Origin of the sequence: Arthrobacter arnarulunnguaqae, from assembly GCF_051262515.1 — a bacterium.
Classification (GTDB): domain Bacteria; phylum Actinomycetota; class Actinomycetes; order Actinomycetales; family Micrococcaceae; genus Arthrobacter_N.
In genome coordinates, this window is record NZ_JBIMER010000003.1 from 85,972 (window position 1) to 101,441 (window position 15,470).

Consider the following 15,470-nt stretch of genomic DNA (forward strand, 5'->3'; position numbering starts at 1 on the left):
AACCATGACAGGACGTCCCGTTCCCCCCAGCCCCTCGGCCATGGCGCAACTGCGCACGGCCGCCCCCGTGACGGTCGGCGCCTCCGGCGTCGCCACGCCCGGCGGCGTGCTGGAGCCGGTCTTGATTTCGCGTCGCGCGCCGCTGGAGGACGACGTCGTCATCGACATCGACTTCTGCGGCCTCTGCCACTCCGACGTCCACGCGTCCCGCGGGGAATGGGGCGCACGCCAACTCCCGCTCGTGCCCGGGCACGAGATCGTCGGGCGGGTGGCCGCCGTCGGCTCCGCCGTCGCACGCTTCTCCGTGGGCCAGCGCGTCGGCGTCGGATGCCTCGTGGATTCCTGCCGCGAGTGCGGCGCGTGCCGCGGGGGCTTGGAGCAGTACTGCGAAAACGGCGCCACCGGCACCTACGGGGCGACCGACTGCCGCACCGGCGAATATACCCAGGGCGGCTACTCCACATCCATCGTGGTCAACGAGGGCTTTGTCCTGAACATCCCCGTCTCGCTCGATCCGGCCGCCGCGGCGCCGCTGCTCTGCGCGGGGATCACCACCTTTTCCCCGCTGCGGCACTTCGGCGCAAAGGCCGGGGACGCCGTCGGGGTGGTGGGACTCGGGGGCCTCGGGCACATGGGGGTCAAGATCGCCAAGGCCATGGGCTGCACGGTCACGGTGTTCACCACCAGCGCCGCGAAGCGCGGGGCGGCCGCCGAACTGGGCGCGGACCGCGTCGTCGTCTCCACGGACGACGGCGAAATGGCGGGCGCCAGGGACAGCCTGGACCTCATACTGGACACGGTCGCCGCCCCGCACGATCTGGAGCCCTACCTCGCCGCGCTCCGCCTGGACGGCGCGCTCGTGCAATTGGGCCTCCCGGCCGGACCGATGCCGCCGGTGAGCCCGGGGCGACTGATACGGCGCCGGCTGCGCTACGGCGGCTCGATGATCGGCGGCATCGCCGAGACGCAGGAGATGCTGGACTTCTGCGCCGCGCACGACGTCCAGGCGGGCGTCGAAGTGGTGCCGGCCGGCGGGCTCAACGATGCCTGGGACCGGATGGTCGCGGGTGATGTGAAGTACAGGTTTGTTTTGGACAACTCGACGCTGGGCACGCCGGCGTCGTCCGAGGCTAGGAGTGATGGCGCATGAGTACCCTCTTCACCAAGATCATCGACGGGGAGCTGCCCGGCCGGTTCGTGTGGAAGGACGCCGACGCCGTCGCGTTCCTGTCCATCGGCCCGATCACCGACGGCCACGTGCTGGTGGTCCCGCGCCGCGAGGTCGACGCCTGGACGGACGCGGAACCGGCGCTGGTGGCGCACGTGGTTGAGGTGGCGCGGATCATCGGCCGCGCGCAGGTGCGGGTGTTCGGGGCCGAACGCGCCGGCCTCATGGTGGCCGGCTTCGAGGTGCCCCACATGCACGTGCACGTGTGGCCGACGAACTCGTTGGCGGATTTCGACCTCTCCCGCGCGGACAGCGACCCGGACCCGGGAGGTCTCGACGCGAACGCCGACCGCCTCCGCGTGGCGCTGCGCGAGGACGGCCACGCGGACAATATCCCCGCGGAGTAGACCCGTCCCGCCCCCACCCCGCGAAGTGGACATTACCGCGGTTAACTAACCCCCGGTAATGTCCACTTCCGGTGGTTAGGTGGGCGGGGTGGGGAGGCCGCGGTGCTAGGCCTTTGCCGCGGCGCGGAGGGCCGTGCGGATTCGCTTTTCCGACACCGAGAACGCGGTCCCCAGCTCCTGGGCGAACAGGCTGACCCGCAGTTCCTCGATCATCCACTTGACGCTGGCGAGCGAGGCCGGTGTCCGCGCGCCCGGAACCAGGGCTTCGAGTGCGGCGTCGTATTCGTCCTCGAGCGCCTGGACCGCGAGCGTCGCCACGTTGTCCCGCGCCACGTTGCCGGCCTCCAGCTTGTCCAGGCGCTTCTCGATGCCGGACAGGTAGCGCGGGAGCTGCGAGAGCTGGGCGTAGCCGGTCCGCGCGACGAAACCGGGATAGACCAGCTGTCCCAGGTGCGTGCGGATGTCGCCGAGCGCGTTGACCAGGGCCAAGCTGGAAGCGGATTTGATCCGCTTTTCGATCCGGCGGGCGGAGGACAGCACGCGCTCCACCACGGCCGTCACGGTGAACATCGTGTCGATCAGCTCGGCACGCACCGACTCGAAGAGGTCCAGGAAGGCCTCGCGGGTGAACGGCAACTCGGCCGGCACCAGCTTGTCCACGGCCGCCAGGGTGCAGTCCTCGATCAGCGACGCGACCGAGCCGTGCGGATTCTGCGTGAAGACCAGCTTCTCCGTGTTGTTGAGATGGTCCAGGACGTAGCGCGCGGGCGAGGGCACCTTGAGCAGAAAAATGCGGACGACGCCGGAGCGGTGCGCGGCGAGCTGCTCGGCCTCGTCGCGGAACACCGTCAGGGACGCGGTGGCCCCGGCATCCACCAAGGCGGGATACGCGGTGACCCGCTGGCCCATGATGTTGGTGACGACCTGGCGCTCGATCGTCCCCGCGGCGCCGAGGTCCTCCGGCCAGTCCGTTAGGCCGGTGCGCTCCCAGCGCGCGGCGGCGGCCCGGTTCGCCTCCGCGGCCGACGCCGGAGCCGCTGTCGTCCGGGAGGGCTCCCCGGCGCGATCCGCGCCACGAGGGGTGGGGCCGGGTGAATCCGTGCCCGGGGCGGCGGACACCGACCGGGCACCCGCGGCGACCAGGCGTTCTGAGCCGGCGCCGAGGGACTCCGCCAGCGCCTGCCGGTTCTCCGCGGCCAGCGTCTCCTGCAGGCGCGCGAGGTCCTTCGACTCGTCGAGGACGCGCGCGGTCGAGTCCACCACCTGGAACGAGGGCAACAGGTGGGCGGGAACCGCGCCCCAGTTCCACGACCCCGGCGGTATCACGTGCCCCTTGAGCCGGCGCAGGGCCAACTCGAGCGATCCCTCCACGGGGTCGGTGGCCGGATCGAAGTCGCGGGCTAGGATCTCGACCGCCTGCCGCGCCACGTCGGGGGCGGGGACGAAGTTCTTGCGGACCTGCTTCGGGAGCGACTTGATCAGCGCCGTGACCAGTTCGGTGCGCAATCCCGGGATCTGCCAGCGGAAGACGTCCGGATCCAACTGGTTCAGGAACAAGACGGGAACCCGCACCGTCACGCCGTCGGACTCGCCGGCGCCCGCGGCCGGATTGAACTCGTAGGAGAGATCCAGGTCCAGCGTCCCGTGGCGCCACGTGCGGGGGTACGCGTCGACGTCGAGCTCTTCGGCGTCGGCCTGCAGCAACGCGTCGGGGTCGAAGTCCAGCAGCGCCTCATCGTCGCGTCGGGCCTGTTTCCACCAGCGGTCGAAGTGGCGCTCGGACACGACGTCGGCGCCCACGCGCGCGTCGTAGAACTCGAAAAGGTCCTCGTCCGAGGCGCGCAGGTCGCGCCGGCGCATGCGCGTCTCAAGCTCCTCGATGTCCGCCAGAAGCCGGCGGTTCCGGTGGAAGAACTTGTGGTGGGTTTTCCAATCGCCTTCCACCAGCGCGTTGCGGATGAACAACTCGCGGCTGAGCTCCGGGTCCACGCGGCCGTACTGGATCCGGCGGCTGGGAACGACGGGCACCCCGTAGAGGGTGACCTTCTCGTAGCCCATCACGGAGCCCATGCGCCGGGACCAGTGCGGCTCCGAATACGAGCGCTTGACCAGGTGCCCGGCGACCTCCTCCACCCAGAGCGGATCGAAGCGGGCGGCGGTGCGTGCCCAGAGCCGGCTGGTCTCGACGAGCTCCGCGGCCATGACCCAGTCCGGCGACTTCTTGAAAAGGGCGGAACCGGGGAACACCGAGAAGCGTGTCCCGCGGGCTCCGGCGTACTCGCGTTTGCGCTCGTCGTAGGCGCCGATGTGGCTCAGCAGGCCGGCGAGGAGGCTGGTGTGTATTTCGCGCTCCAGCCCCACCGGGTCCACGGGACCGGTGGACAGCGTGACGCCGAGCGGCTTGGCGAGCTGCCGTAGCTGCGCGAAGAGATCCTGCCACTCGCGCACCCGGAGGTAGTTGATGAACTCGTTGCGGCACAGCCTCCGGAACGCGGAGGAGGAGAGCTCCTTCTGCTGTTCCTGCAGATAGCGCCAGAGGTTGAGGTATCCGGTGAAATCGGACTTCTCGTCCGAGAACCGCTTGTGCAGCTCGTTGGCCCGTTCCCGTTTGCCCGTCTCCAGCGACGGCCGCTCGCGCGGGTCCTGGATGGTGAGGGCGGCGGCGAGAACCATGACCTCCTTCGCGCAGCCGCGCTTCCCGGCCTCGACGATCATGCGGCCGAGCCGCACGTCCACGGGCAACTGCGCGAGCTGGCGTCCGACGGCGGTGATCCCGGCGTCGCGGTCCTCGCCGACGGCGCCCAGTTCGCGCAGCAGCGTCACGCCGTCGTTCACCGCCTTGGCCTCCGGCGGTTCGACGAAGGGGAAATCGGCGACGTCCTTCGGCGCCTTGACGACGCCGATGGCCGCCATTTGGAGGATGACGGCGGCCAGGTTCGTGCGCAGGATCTCGGGATCAGTGAACTCGGGGCGGGAGGCGTAGTCGTCCTCGGAGTAGAGCCGGATGGCGATGCCGTCGCTCACGCGGCCGCAGCGGCCCGACCGCTGGTTGGCGCTGGCCTGGGACACCCGTTCGATGGGCAGGCGCTGGACCTTGGTGCGGTGCGAATACCGCGAGATGCGGGCCGTGCCGGTGTCGATGACGTATTTGATGCCGGGCACCGTCAGGGACGTCTCGGCGACGTTCGTGGCCAGCACGATCCGCCGCTTGGAGCCGGGGTGGAAGACCTGATGCTGCTCCGCGAGGCTGAGCCGGGCGAAGAGCGGCAGGATCTCGGTGCCGGCGAGGCGCTTGTTCGTCTGGACCCGCGCGCGCAGGGCCTCGGCCGCGTCCCTGATCTCGCGTTCGCCCGAGAAGAACACCAGGATGTCGCCGTGCGCCTCGAGCGCGAGTTCGTCGACCGCGTCGCACACCGCGTCCAGTGGGTCGCGGTCCTCTTCGGCGGCGTGGTCAGGATCCAGCTCGTCCGGGTCCAGGCCCTCCGCGGGATTCAACGGGCGGTAGCGGATCTCGACCGGGAAGGTGCGCCCGGACACCTCGATGATCGGCGCCGGCTCGATCTCCGGGGCGCCGTCCACCGAGCGGCCGGTCTCCCTGCCGAAGTGCCGGGCGAAGCGCCCGGGATCGATGGTGGCGGAGGTGATGACGATCTTGAGGTCCGGCCGGCGCGGAAGGATGCGACGCAGGTAGCCCAGTAGGAAATCGATGTTCAGGCTGCGTTCGTGGGCCTCGTCGATGATGATGGCGTTGTAGCGCCTTAAGAGCCTGTCGTGCCGGATCTCCGCGAGGAGGATGCCGTCGGTCATGATCTTGAGCCGGGTGGCGCGGGAGACCTCGCCGGTGAAGCGGACGTGGAATCCGACCTCCTGGCCGATTTCACTGCCCAGCTCCTCCGCGATGCGTTCGGCGACCGTGCGGGCGGCCAGACGCCGGGGCTGCGTGTGGCCGATCATGCCGTCGTCGCCGAATCCCAGTTCCAGCAGCATCTTGGGCAGCTGCGTCGTTTTGCCCGAGCCGGTTTCGCCGGCGACGACCACCACCTGGTTGCCGCGGATGGCCTCCATGATGTCCTCGCGCCGGGCGCTGACGGGAAGGGCCTCGGGATATGTAATGGTGACTGCCATGGTGGGTTCCAGTCTAGTGCCGAAGCCGGGGCGGACCCGGGCGGCCGACGGGCGCCGCCCCAGGACGCCACCCGCCGGAGTTTCCCGAATACGAAACCGCGCTAATCTTGTCCAAGACGGTCCATTTGTCTTCGAAGTCGCGGAAATCCCCGCGCTGCGTCCATCCGCGGGACGCGGGGTTGGACAATGTGACTTGATTCACAGGTACTATCGTCGTGCCGGTGTAAATGGCCCGTCAAATCAACCGACCGCCCCATCACCCGCACCAGACCCCGGGCCACGCGACGCGCACCAAGGACGACCGCGCCGCGTGAGACACCCGCATGTTGCGAAAGGAACTTCCATGAAATCCCTCCATAAGGCCAAGCTGGCCACCGGCCTCGTTGCCACCGCGCTCCTCGCCACGGCCTGCGGCGGCGGCGCTTCGACGGATGACGCCGCCTCCGGCGAGTCCGTGAAGGTGGGCATCACTCAGTACGTCACGCACGCCTCGCTCGACGCGACCAGGGAGGGCTTCAAGCAGGCCCTCACGGACGCCGGCTACACCGGCGACAGCCTGGTCCTGGACGAGCAGAACGCCCAGGCCGACGCGGCGACCAACACCGCGATCGCGGGCAAGTTCGCCTCCGACGGGTTGGACCTCGTGCTGGCCATCGCCACGCCGAGCGCCCAAGCGGCCGTGCAGGCCGTCGCTGACGTCCCGATCCTCTTCACCGCCGTGACCGATCCGGTCGCCGCCGACCTGGTCGACTCCATGGAGACACCCGGCGGAAACGCCACGGGCACTTCCGACGGCGTGCCGGACGACGTCGTCGTGCAGCAGCTCGAGCTCATCAAGGAGCTCAACCCGGACGCGAAGAGCATCGGAATCGTCTACTCCTCCGGCGAGGTGAACTCCGAGGTGCAGGTCGACGCCGTCAAGGAGGCCGCCTCCGGTCTCGGCCTCGAGGTCAAGGAGGCCACCGTCAGCGTCGCCGGCGAGGTCCAGCAGGCCGCACAGTCGCTGGACGTGGACGCGTTCTACATCCCCACCGACAACAACGTGGTCTCCGCGCTTTCATCGCTCATCCAGGTCGCGGAAAGCAAGAAGATCCTGACGATCGCCGCCGAGGGCGATTCGGTGCGCAACGGCGCCGTGGCGACCTGGGGCATCGACTACGAGAAGCTGGGCTACCAGACCGGCGAGATGGCCGTGAAGATCCTCAACGGCGAGGCCGAGCCGGCCGACATGCCCGTGGAGACCCAGACCACGATGAACCTGTACGTGAACGAGGCTGCGGCGGAGCGCATGGGCGTCGAACTTCCCGAGGGCTTCCTCGAGAAGGCCGACGTCGAAATCACCGAGTAGCCGGCGCGCCGCCAAGCCCGACACGGGGCCGGCCGGACAACCCGGCCGGCCCCGCTCCACTCCTACAGAAACCAAGGTCACCACCTATGATCACCGCGGTTGAACTGGGCCTGATCTACGCGATCATGGCGCTGGGGGTCTACCTGACCTTCCGCATCCTGGACTTTCCCGACCTGACCGTCGACGGCTCCTTCACCACCGGTGCGGCCGTCGCCGCGACCGGCATCATCAACGGCGTGCCGCCGCTGCTCGCCACGCTCATCGCGTTCGCGGCGGGCATGGCCGCCGGCATCGTCACCGGCCTGTTGCACACCAAGGGCCGGATCAACGGCCTGCTCGCCGGCATCCTGACCATGATCGCCCTCTACTCCATCAACCTGCGCATCATGGGCAAGGCCAACCTGCCGCTGCTGCGCGAGGACACGCTGCTCAGCCCGCTGCGCGAGGGCGGTTTCATGGGCAGCTGGCTCTCCATCCTGATGTTCGCGGTGCTCGCGCTCGTCGTGAAGCTCGTCTTGGACTGGTTCCTGCACACCGACGTGGGCCTGGCCATGCAGGCGACGGGCGACAACGAGGAGATGATCCGCAGCTTCGGCGCCTCGACCGACAACCAGAAGATCCTGGGCCTCGCCTTGTCCAACGGGCTGGTCGCCGTGTGCGGCGCGTTCATCGCGCAGTACCAGGGTTTCGCGGACATCGGCATGGGGATCGGACTCATCCTCGCCGGGCTCGCCTCCGTCATTATCGGGCAGGCCATCTTCGGCACGCGCCTGGTCGTCATCGCCACCTTCGCCGTCGTGCTGGGTTCGGTGCTCTACCGCGTCGTCATCCAGCTCGCGCTGGAGGCGGGTCTCCAGCCGAACGACATGAAGCTGATCTCCGCCGTCCTGGTGGTGCTCGCGCTGATCCTTCCGCAATGGAGCGGGTTCAGGAAGCTGGGAGCCCGGATGGGAACGGCCAAGCCGGAAAAGAAGGGGGCGGTGGCCTAGCCATGCTGGACATCACCAATGTGAACAAGACGTTCTTCCCGGGAACGGTCAACGAACGCAAGGCCCTGCGCGGCATCGACCTCCACCTCTCGTCGGGGGAGTTCGTGACCGTGATCGGCTCCAACGGCGCCGGCAAGTCGACCGTCCTGAACATCACCTCGGGCAAGATGCGCCCGGACGCCGGGACGGTCTTCATCGACGGAAAGGACGTCACGAAGCTGCCCGACCACCGCCGCGCGCAGTACATCGGGCGCGTGTTCCAGGACCCGATGGCGGGGACCGCGCCCACCATGAGCATCGAGCAGAACATGTCGATGGCGCTCGAGCGGGGCCGGCGCCGCGGCCTCGGCATGGGGGTCACCAAGGCCAAGCGCGAGCGGTTCCGCGAGGAGCTCAAGTCCCTGGAGCTGGGCCTCGAGGACCGGCTGAAGGCCAAGGTCGGTCTGCTCTCGGGCGGCCAGCGGCAGGCCCTGTCGCTACTCATGGCGACGTTCAGCGGGCCCAAGATCCTGCTGCTGGACGAGCACACCGCGGCGCTGGACCCCCAGCGCGCCGCACTCGTCTCGCGGCTCACCGCGGAGACCGTTGACCGCTTCGGCCTGACCACCCTGATGGTCACGCACAACATGGAGCAGGCGCTGCGCCTGGGAACCCGGCTGGTCATGATGCACGATGGCCGGATCATTCTGGACCTGGACCGGGAGCAGAAGTCCAAGATGACGGTCCAGGGGCTGCTGGCGGAGTTCGAGAAGATCAAGGGCGCGCAACTCGACGACCGCACCATGCTCCAGTAGAAGCGCCGAAGCAAACCCGTACGACGCCGGTGCGCCGCCGGCGTCGTACGGGTTTACTTCGTTTCGGGCAGGAGCTCGAAGTAGAGCCCGGCGTGGAGTTTGCAGCCGGGATTGAACCCCGCGGAACACTCGGGGCAGCGATCGGCGGCCAGGTACCCTGCCACGGTGAGCTCCGCGGAGCACACCCCGCACAGCACGGCTCGCGCGTGGCGTTCGTCCGCCGGCCACGGCACGGCGGGATGCTGGCCCGGGACGGAGTCGTGGCACAGGTGGCACGGGTAGTACTCGCCGCAGCAGCGGAAGCGGATGGCGATGACGTCCAGTTCGGTGCGGTAGTGCACGCACCGGGTCTGGGCGTCGACCGTTTGCCCGAGGACGCGCGGGCGGCTCACCGCACGCCCCGGGCGGCGAGGGCCTCGCCGAGCTCGTCGGCGTGCTTGAGCGAGACCACCAGAAAAGGCACCACGAACGTGGCCAGGCCGCCGCGCGCGCCCCGGGCACGCTGGGCCTCCCGGACGCCCGCGCCGAGGCGTGCCAGCACCGGCAGGGTGGTGATGGTGACGGTCAGCAGCAGGGCGACGCGCTCGGGGTCGACACCTGCGCGCGCGGCCGGACGGAGCCAGCGTTCCACGGCATCCAGCAGGTCGGTGATGCGCGTCGTCAGCACCAGCAGGCCGGCAAGGAGGATGGCGGCGAGTACGCGCGAGGCGTTGGAGACCGCGGCCTCCGGGGGAAGGAAAACCAGCTGTGCCCCGAGGGTCACCAGGACAATCCAGCGCAGGGCATACACCTGGCCGCCGATGACGCGCGGGCCCAGTCCGGCCACGAGGTAGGCCACCAGGGCCACCGCCCAGGCCGCACCCGCCGCCCACCAGGTGGAGGGCAGGAACGAGATCCCCATGACGGCCGCGGCCAGGGCCACGGTCTTGGGCCCGGCCGGCATCCGGTGCAGCGGTCCGGTCCCCTCGCGGTAGAGCGTCAGCACACGAGGCTCCGCTCGTACGCGGCGACGACCTCGTCCGAACCGCCGGCCGCCGCGATCCGGGATCCGGCCACCAGGACGGCGGCCTCGCAGCGGGCGGCCAGGGCGAGGTCGTGGGTGACCAGCACCAGGCGGTGGTCGTCGCCGTCGAGCAGGTGGTCCGCGACCCGACGCCCGTTGCGGGCGTCCAAGAGGGCGGTGGGCTCGTCGGCGACCACCAGTTCCGGCCGCCGGACGAAGGCCCCGCAGAGCGCGAGGAGCTGCTTTTGGCCACCGGAAAGCTCGTGCGCGGAGCGCGACGCGAGTTCGCTGAGTCCGAATTCCTCGAGGGCGGCGTCCACGCGGGCCTTGACGACGTCCCGCGGAAGCTTCTCGGTGCGCAGCGAGAACTCAACGTCTTCCCGCACGGTCGGCATGATGATCTGCGCATCGGGGTTGCTGAAGACGATCGCCACGAGCCGCCGCAGCTCGCGCGCCTGGCGGACGGGGTCGACGCCGTGGACGCGCACCGTGCCGGACGTCGGCGGCACCAGGCCACCGATGACGCGCGCCAGGGTCGACTTTCCGGAGCCGTTGTCGCCGACGACGGCGATGGTGCGCGCGTCCAGCTCGAGGGTGACGTTGTCCAACGCCGTCGTCTCGCCGAGGCTGACGGAGACGCCGTGGAGGGTGATGGCACTCATCGGACCACCTCGAAGACGGCGGCGACGCCCATGCCGCCGCCGATGGAGGCCGCGGCGACGCCGAGCGTGCCCGCCGGGGCGCCCGAACGAACCAGCCGGCCGAAGAGCCGGACGACTCCCACGGCGCCGCTCGCGCCCCACGGGTGCCCGAGCGCCAGGGCGCCGCCGTCGGAGCAGAGGCGGGAGTCGTCCTCGGCGACGCCCAGGCGGTCCAGCACCGCCAACGTCTGGGCGGCGAACGCCTCGACGATCTCGATCGCGGCGAGGTCGCCCACCCCGAGGCCGGCCGACCGGAGCGCCGCGGCCACCGCCGGTGCCGCCCCGATTCCCGGAAGCCCCGGGTCGCAGCCGACGACGGCGTGGGCGCGTAGCGCCAGGCCGGTCAGACGCCCCGCCCCTCCGGTAGCCCGTGCCCCGCCGAGGCCCTCCGGAACCAGCGCGACGGCGGCGGCGCCGTCGCTGACCCGGCAGGAGTTCCCGGCAGTGACGCTTCCGGATGCGAAGAGCGGTGTGAAGCGGGGCAGGAGCGCGGCGACTCCGCGCCGGGTTTCGTCCGCGTCCACGCCACCGATCGGAACGAGCTCCGCCGCGAAGGCCTCGCGGGCCGTGGCCTCGGCGGCGAGCCGGTGGCTCGACGCCGCGTAGGCGTCCTGGCGCGCTCGTCCGATTCGATCGGCCGCAGCCAGGCGCTCGGCGGCCTCGGGCATGTCCGGGTCCGGGAATCCCGCGGGAACGAACGGCGCCCGTCCATAGGGGACGCCGCCGACCGAGCGGACGGGGGCCGTCGAGGCGCTCTCGGCGCCGCCGGCCAGCCGAAGTCCCTCCTCCCCGGCGCGGATGGCGCGCGACGCCTCGATGATGGCGGCCAGGCCGCTGCCGCACTGGCGGTCGATCGTCAGGCCCGGCACCGAGTGCCCGAACCCGGCGCCGAGTGCGGCGACCCTCGCGGTGTTGCCGCCGGGCCCCATGCAGTTGCCCAAAACGACGTCGACAACCGGTTCCGCGCGCTCCAGCACGGCGCGCGCGTCCTCCAGCGCCGCCCGCAACACGGGTGCGGCCAATTGGTCCACCGTCAGCAGGGCGAGGCCCCGCCCACGGGTGGCGATGGGGGACCGGCGGGCGGCAATGACGACGGGATCGTTTTCAGGCAAGGATCTCCACCTCCCGGGCGGAGAGCATCCGCGCGAGCTCGGATCGGGCGGGCTTGCCGCTCGGGGTGCGGGGGAGTCGCGCGCCGAACCAGCGCCGCGGCCGGTGCGACGGCGCCAGCAGCCGGCCGGCGGCCGCCCGCAGCGCCGAGGACGTGGCGGGCGTTCCGGAGGCCGCGGGTTCGATGACGGCGGCCAGCAACGCACCGATCCCGGCGTGCGGCATGCCCAACACGACGGCGTCGCCCACGCCGTCGACCGTACGCAGGACGGCCTCGACATCCTCCGGAATGACGGTGGCGGACGCCGTGAGGACCGCGCCGTCCGCGCGGCCGAGCAGGCGCAGCGCGCCGCCGGAGTGCGCGGCGAGGTCGCCGACCGTGTGCCAACCGTCGGCGGAACGGAACGGCCCGGCGGTGTCGGCGCCGCGCCCGTCGTCGAGGTAACCGTCCGCGACGAAGCGCGAACGGACCCAGACGACGCCGTCGCGCACGTCGATCTCCACGCCGGGGAACGCAACGTACCCGTCGCCGTGGTCGACGGCCACGAAGGACAGCTCCGCGGCGCCGTAGTAGGCCGTCACGCGGATCCCGAGGGCTTCCGCCCGCCTCCGCAACGCGGAGTCAAGGCCGCTGCCCCCGACGAGGGCGGCACGCAGCCGCGGTGGGGAGCCGGCGTCGAGCAAACTGCGCAGGTGGTGCGGGGTGCCGTGGAAGAGTGTGGCGTCCGCGAAGTCCGCGGCGCCCGCGGCGTGGCCCGAGTTCAGGACGGGGCGCGGCCCGCCCTCCAACGCGTGGGCGAGGGAAAAGAGGGTCAGGGAGGCGCTCGGGGGAGCGGGCAGCGCCAGGACGTCGCCGTCGCGGGCTCCCAGCAGGTCCCCGACGGCGGCGAACGAGTCGGACCAGGAGGCCGCGCTGCGCAGCACCACGCGCGGGCGGCCGCCGCTGCCGGAGGTGAGGCCCGCCCACCCGACGCCGGGCGCCGGCTCGGCCGTGGCACAGAGCCGACGCACCCGTTCGGCGTGTTCGGCGCTCCATCGGTCGTCGCACACCAGTGGTATGCCTCCGTCGGCGCGGATCGCGCGCAGGTGTTCGACCAGGTCCCGGTCAGGGGCGGGGTGGACCGGAACCAAACCGCCCGTCAACGCGTGGTTCCGCCGACGGGCTCCGCCTCGATGTCGGCGGACGCGTCGGCTGCGGGCGTCGGGGACGGCGCGGCGTGAACGCGGCGGAAGGCGCGCGGGTAGGCGCGCGAGAGGGTCATGGTGATGGCCGCGGCGATGGCGGCCTTGATGAAGTCGCCGGGGAGGAAGACGAGGCTCTGCAGCGCGGTGGCGCCCAGCGGGAGCCGCGTGACGTAGGACTGCACGGGAATGCCGAACGCGTAGATCACCAGGATGCCGCCCACGACCACGCCGAGCACCGTGCGCCACCGGGACAGGCGCTTGCCGCCGTGCACGATCAGCCCGATCGCGAACGCGCCGGCGATCCAACCGATCAGGTAGCCCGCGGACGGTCCGACGAACACGCCGATGCCGCCGCGGCCGCCCGACAGGAGCGGAAGTCCGATGGCGACCAGTGCGAGCAGGACCACCATGGACAGTGCGCCGCGCCATGGTCCCAGGATGGCGCCGGCGAGCATGACGCCGAGCGTCTGGGCCGTAATGGGCACTGACCCGAAGACGGAGAGTCCGCCGGGGAGCCCGAGGACGGCGACGATGGCGGTGAAAACGGCGATGCGGGCAATATCGGTGGCATCGAGGCGCAGGCGGTTCATGGCAATCCTGGGGGAGTCGTGGGGGCAATGCTTCTTGAACGGCGTTCACTTGAACGCTGTTCACTTTAGCGCTGCGGCTTCATCCGCGGCAAGAACGTGACGGATCTCGCATCCGGAGCGTGGGGCGGGAGGCCCCGCAATCGGCGCGCGCAACGGGGCCGGGACGACAAAAGGTCCCCGGCCGAAGCCGGGGACCTTTTGTCCGTGGACGGTGTTCCGAACACGTGTGGTGCCCTCGAAAGGATTCGAACCTTCGACCTTCCGCTCCGGAGGCGGACGCTCTATCCCCTGAGCTACGAGGGCCGGCCGCAGACTGCCGGCGGCGGAACCTAGAAGAGCTTAGCAGTACGTGCGGGACGTGCGGAAACCGGCGCCCCGCGGCCTTCCGCGTCCCGGCTATTCTTGTCTGGTGACTCCAGAACAACTCTCCTCCGCCATTTCCGCCTGCCTGCGCGACGCCGTCGCCGCGGGCGACTTTACCGTCGACGTTCCCGAACAGGTGCGCGTGGAACGGCCGAAGAGCCGCGACCACGGGGACTGGGCCACGAACATCGCCCTACAGCTCGGCAAGCGGGCCCGAATGGCCCCGCGCGAGTTCGCCGAGATCCTTTCGTCGCGACTGCGGCGGATCGACGGCGTCGACTCCGTGGAGATCGCCGGCCCCGGCTTCCTGAACATCCGCGTGGACGCGGCTGCCGCCGGTGAGCTCGCCCGCGTGATCGTCGAGGCGGGGGCGTTCTACGGTACGAACGACGCTCTGGCCGGAAGCGTGGTGAACATGGAGTTCGTCTCAGCGAACCCCACCGGTCCGCTGCACATCGGCCACACCCGCTGGGCGGCCCTGGGCGATTCGATCGCCCGGGTGCTCAAGGCCAGTGGCGCGCAGGTCACCAGCGAGTACTACATCAACGACGCCGGCAACCAGATGAACATCTTCGCACTGTCCGTCTACAACCGCATCCATTCGCTGCCGGTTCCCGACGGCGGATACCCCGGCGAATACATCCGCGAACTCGGCGACCACGTCCTGGCCGAGCATCCGGGCATCCGCGAGCTCACCCTGGAGGCGGCCATCCCCGTCATCCGTCAGCTTGCCTACGAGGCGCAACTGAGGGACATCAAGGAAACCCTGTCCGATTTCGGTGTCTCCTTCGATGTCTACTACTCCGAGCAGGACCTCCACGCGACGGGCGCGGTCGAGGACGCCGTCGCGCGGCTGCGCGAACAGGGCCATGTCGACGACGTCGACGGCGCCGTGTGGCTGCGCACCACGGACTTCGGCGACGACAAGGACCGCGTGCTGATCCGCGCCAACGGCGAACCCACGTACTTCGCGGCCGACGCCGCCTACTACCTGTCCAAGAAGGACCGCGGGTTCTCCGAGAAGATCTACCTGCTCGGGGCGGACCACCACGGCTACGTCAACCGGCTCAAGGCCCTTGCCGCCGCGGCGGGCGACGACCCGGAGCGCAACATCGAGGTGCTGATCGGCCAGCTGATGTCCGTCAACGGCGCCAAGCTGTCCAAGCGCGCCGGCAACATCATCGAGCTGCGGGACCTCATCCATTGGCTGGGCGCCGACGCCCTGCGCTACTCGCTGGGCCGCTACCCGGCCGATTCGCCCATGACGATAGACCCCGAGCTGGTGAAGAAGAACACCAACGACAATCCGGTCTTCTACGTCCAATACGCTCACGCCCGGTCGCGGGCGGCCTCCGTCAACGCCGGCGCCAAGGGCGTGGACCGCGGCGCGTTCGACGCCTCGCTGCTGACGCACGAGACCGAAAACGAACTGCTCTCCCACCTGGGCCGGTTCCCCTCGATTGTGGCGCAGGCCGCGTCCTTCCGCGAACCGCACCGCGTGGCCCGCCATCTGGAGGTCATCGCCGGCGCGTACCACCGCTGGTACCAGGCCTGCCGCGTCGCACCGCTGGCGGACGAACCCGTGGAGGACGTGAACCGGACTAGATTGTGGCTCAACGACGCCACCAGCCAGGTGCTCGCCAACGGGCTGGGCCTGCTGGGCGTCACCGCACCGGAGAAGATGTAG

13 protein-coding genes and 1 tRNA gene are annotated in these 15,470 nt (G+C 70.3%); 6 read left to right on the plus strand and 8 right to left on the minus strand.

Annotation, left to right across the window (positions count from 1 at the left end):
* Positions 1–4: 4 nt before the first annotated feature.
* Together ACHAAJ_RS04185 and ACHAAJ_RS04190 are read left to right on the plus strand one after the other, a co-directional pair.
* Entirely contained in the window at positions 5–1,150 is a 1,146-nt protein-coding gene (locus ACHAAJ_RS04185; RefSeq protein ID WP_435726668.1) for an NAD(P)-dependent alcohol dehydrogenase, read from the plus strand.
* Positions 1,147–1,575 (plus strand): HIT family protein, encoded by a 429-nt coding sequence (locus ACHAAJ_RS04190; protein ID WP_435726669.1) that lies wholly within the window; start codon positions 1,147–1,149, stop codon positions 1,573–1,575. Before ACHAAJ_RS04185 ends, ACHAAJ_RS04190 begins: the two co-directional genes overlap by 4 nt.
* A 105-nt stretch (positions 1,576–1,680) precedes the next feature.
* On the opposite strand, the gene hrpA is transcribed toward ACHAAJ_RS04190, so the two are convergent.
* Positions 1,681–5,700: an ATP-dependent RNA helicase HrpA gene (gene hrpA / locus ACHAAJ_RS04195; protein WP_435726670.1), complete on the minus strand. Its 4,020-nt coding sequence runs from the start codon at positions 5,698–5,700 to the stop codon at positions 1,681–1,683.
* A gap of 343 nt (positions 5,701–6,043) precedes the next feature.
* On the opposite strand from hrpA, the gene ACHAAJ_RS04200 reads away from it, so the two are divergent.
* The 3 genes from ACHAAJ_RS04200 to ACHAAJ_RS04210 all read left to right on the plus strand — a co-directional run bounded on the left by ACHAAJ_RS04200 (position 6,044) and on the right by ACHAAJ_RS04210 (position 8,831).
* Positions 6,044–7,048 (plus strand): ABC transporter substrate-binding protein, encoded by a 1,005-nt coding sequence (locus ACHAAJ_RS04200; RefSeq protein WP_435726671.1) that lies wholly within the window; start codon positions 6,044–6,046, stop codon positions 7,046–7,048.
* Between the two features lie 86 nt (positions 7,049–7,134).
* Positions 7,135–8,037: an ABC transporter permease gene (locus tag ACHAAJ_RS04205; protein ID WP_435726672.1), complete on the plus strand. Its 903-nt coding sequence runs from the start codon at positions 7,135–7,137 to the stop codon at positions 8,035–8,037.
* A gap of 2 nt (positions 8,038–8,039) precedes the next feature.
* A complete protein-coding gene (locus ACHAAJ_RS04210) occupies positions 8,040–8,831 on the plus strand; it encodes an ABC transporter ATP-binding protein (protein WP_435726673.1) in 792 nt (263 codons plus the stop codon).
* 53 nt (positions 8,832–8,884) lie between these two features.
* Here the strand turns inward: ACHAAJ_RS04210 and ACHAAJ_RS04215 are convergent, their stop codons facing one another.
* The 7 genes from ACHAAJ_RS04215 to ACHAAJ_RS04245 all read right to left on the minus strand — a co-directional run bounded on the left by ACHAAJ_RS04215 (position 8,885) and on the right by ACHAAJ_RS04245 (position 13,723).
* On the minus strand, positions 8,885–9,172 hold the full coding sequence (locus ACHAAJ_RS04215) for a CHY zinc finger protein (RefSeq protein WP_435726674.1): 288 nt from the start codon (positions 9,170–9,172) through the stop codon (positions 8,885–8,887).
* Positions 9,173–9,219: 47 nt separating this feature from the next.
* Complete coding sequence (locus ACHAAJ_RS04220) at positions 9,220–9,816, minus strand: CbiQ family ECF transporter T component (RefSeq protein WP_435726675.1); 597 nt, start codon at positions 9,814–9,816, stop codon at positions 9,220–9,222.
* Positions 9,810–10,496 (minus strand): energy-coupling factor ABC transporter ATP-binding protein, encoded by a 687-nt coding sequence (locus ACHAAJ_RS04225; RefSeq protein WP_435726676.1) that lies wholly within the window; start codon positions 10,494–10,496, stop codon positions 9,810–9,812. The genes ACHAAJ_RS04220 and ACHAAJ_RS04225 overlap by 7 nt, the downstream gene beginning before the upstream one ends.
* Positions 10,493–11,647 (minus strand): thiolase family protein, encoded by a 1,155-nt coding sequence (locus tag ACHAAJ_RS04230; RefSeq protein ID WP_435726677.1) that lies wholly within the window; start codon positions 11,645–11,647, stop codon positions 10,493–10,495. Before ACHAAJ_RS04230 ends, ACHAAJ_RS04225 begins: the two co-directional genes overlap by 4 nt.
* Positions 11,640–12,788: an AMP-binding protein gene (locus tag ACHAAJ_RS04235; RefSeq protein ID WP_435726678.1), complete on the minus strand. Its 1,149-nt coding sequence runs from the start codon at positions 12,786–12,788 to the stop codon at positions 11,640–11,642. The genes ACHAAJ_RS04230 and ACHAAJ_RS04235 overlap by 8 nt, the downstream gene beginning before the upstream one ends.
* Positions 12,785–13,420, minus strand: a complete 636-nt coding sequence (locus ACHAAJ_RS04240) for a biotin transporter BioY (RefSeq protein ID WP_435726679.1) — start codon at positions 13,418–13,420, stop codon at positions 12,785–12,787. Before ACHAAJ_RS04240 ends, ACHAAJ_RS04235 begins: the two co-directional genes overlap by 4 nt.
* A 227-nt stretch (positions 13,421–13,647) precedes the next feature.
* Positions 13,648–13,723, minus strand: a tRNA-Arg gene (locus ACHAAJ_RS04245).
* Positions 13,724–13,829: 106 nt separating this feature from the next.
* Between ACHAAJ_RS04245 and argS the strand changes: the two genes are divergently transcribed.
* Positions 13,830–15,470, plus strand: a complete 1,641-nt coding sequence (gene argS, locus ACHAAJ_RS04250; RefSeq protein ID WP_435726680.1) for an arginine--tRNA ligase — start codon at positions 13,830–13,832, stop codon at positions 15,468–15,470.

Coding starts and splice junctions, on each gene's coding strand:
- ACHAAJ_RS04185 (WP_435726668.1), top strand. CDS start 5: ATGACAGGACGTCCCGTTCCCCCCAGCCCCTCGGCCATGGCGCAACTG.
- ACHAAJ_RS04190 (WP_435726669.1), top strand. CDS start 1,147: ATGAGTACCCTCTTCACCAAGATCATCGACGGGGAGCTGCCCGGCCGG.
- hrpA (WP_435726670.1), bottom strand. CDS start 5,700: ATGGCAGTCACCATTACATATCCCGAGGCCCTTCCCGTCAGCGCCCGG.
- ACHAAJ_RS04200 (WP_435726671.1), top strand. CDS start 6,044: ATGAAATCCCTCCATAAGGCCAAGCTGGCCACCGGCCTCGTTGCCACC.
- ACHAAJ_RS04205 (WP_435726672.1), top strand. CDS start 7,135: ATGATCACCGCGGTTGAACTGGGCCTGATCTACGCGATCATGGCGCTG.
- ACHAAJ_RS04210 (WP_435726673.1), top strand. CDS start 8,040: ATGCTGGACATCACCAATGTGAACAAGACGTTCTTCCCGGGAACGGTC.
- ACHAAJ_RS04225 (WP_435726676.1), bottom strand. CDS start 10,496: ATGAGTGCCATCACCCTCCACGGCGTCTCCGTCAGCCTCGGCGAGACG.
- ACHAAJ_RS04240 (WP_435726679.1), bottom strand. CDS start 13,420: ATGAACCGCCTGCGCCTCGATGCCACCGATATTGCCCGCATCGCCGTT.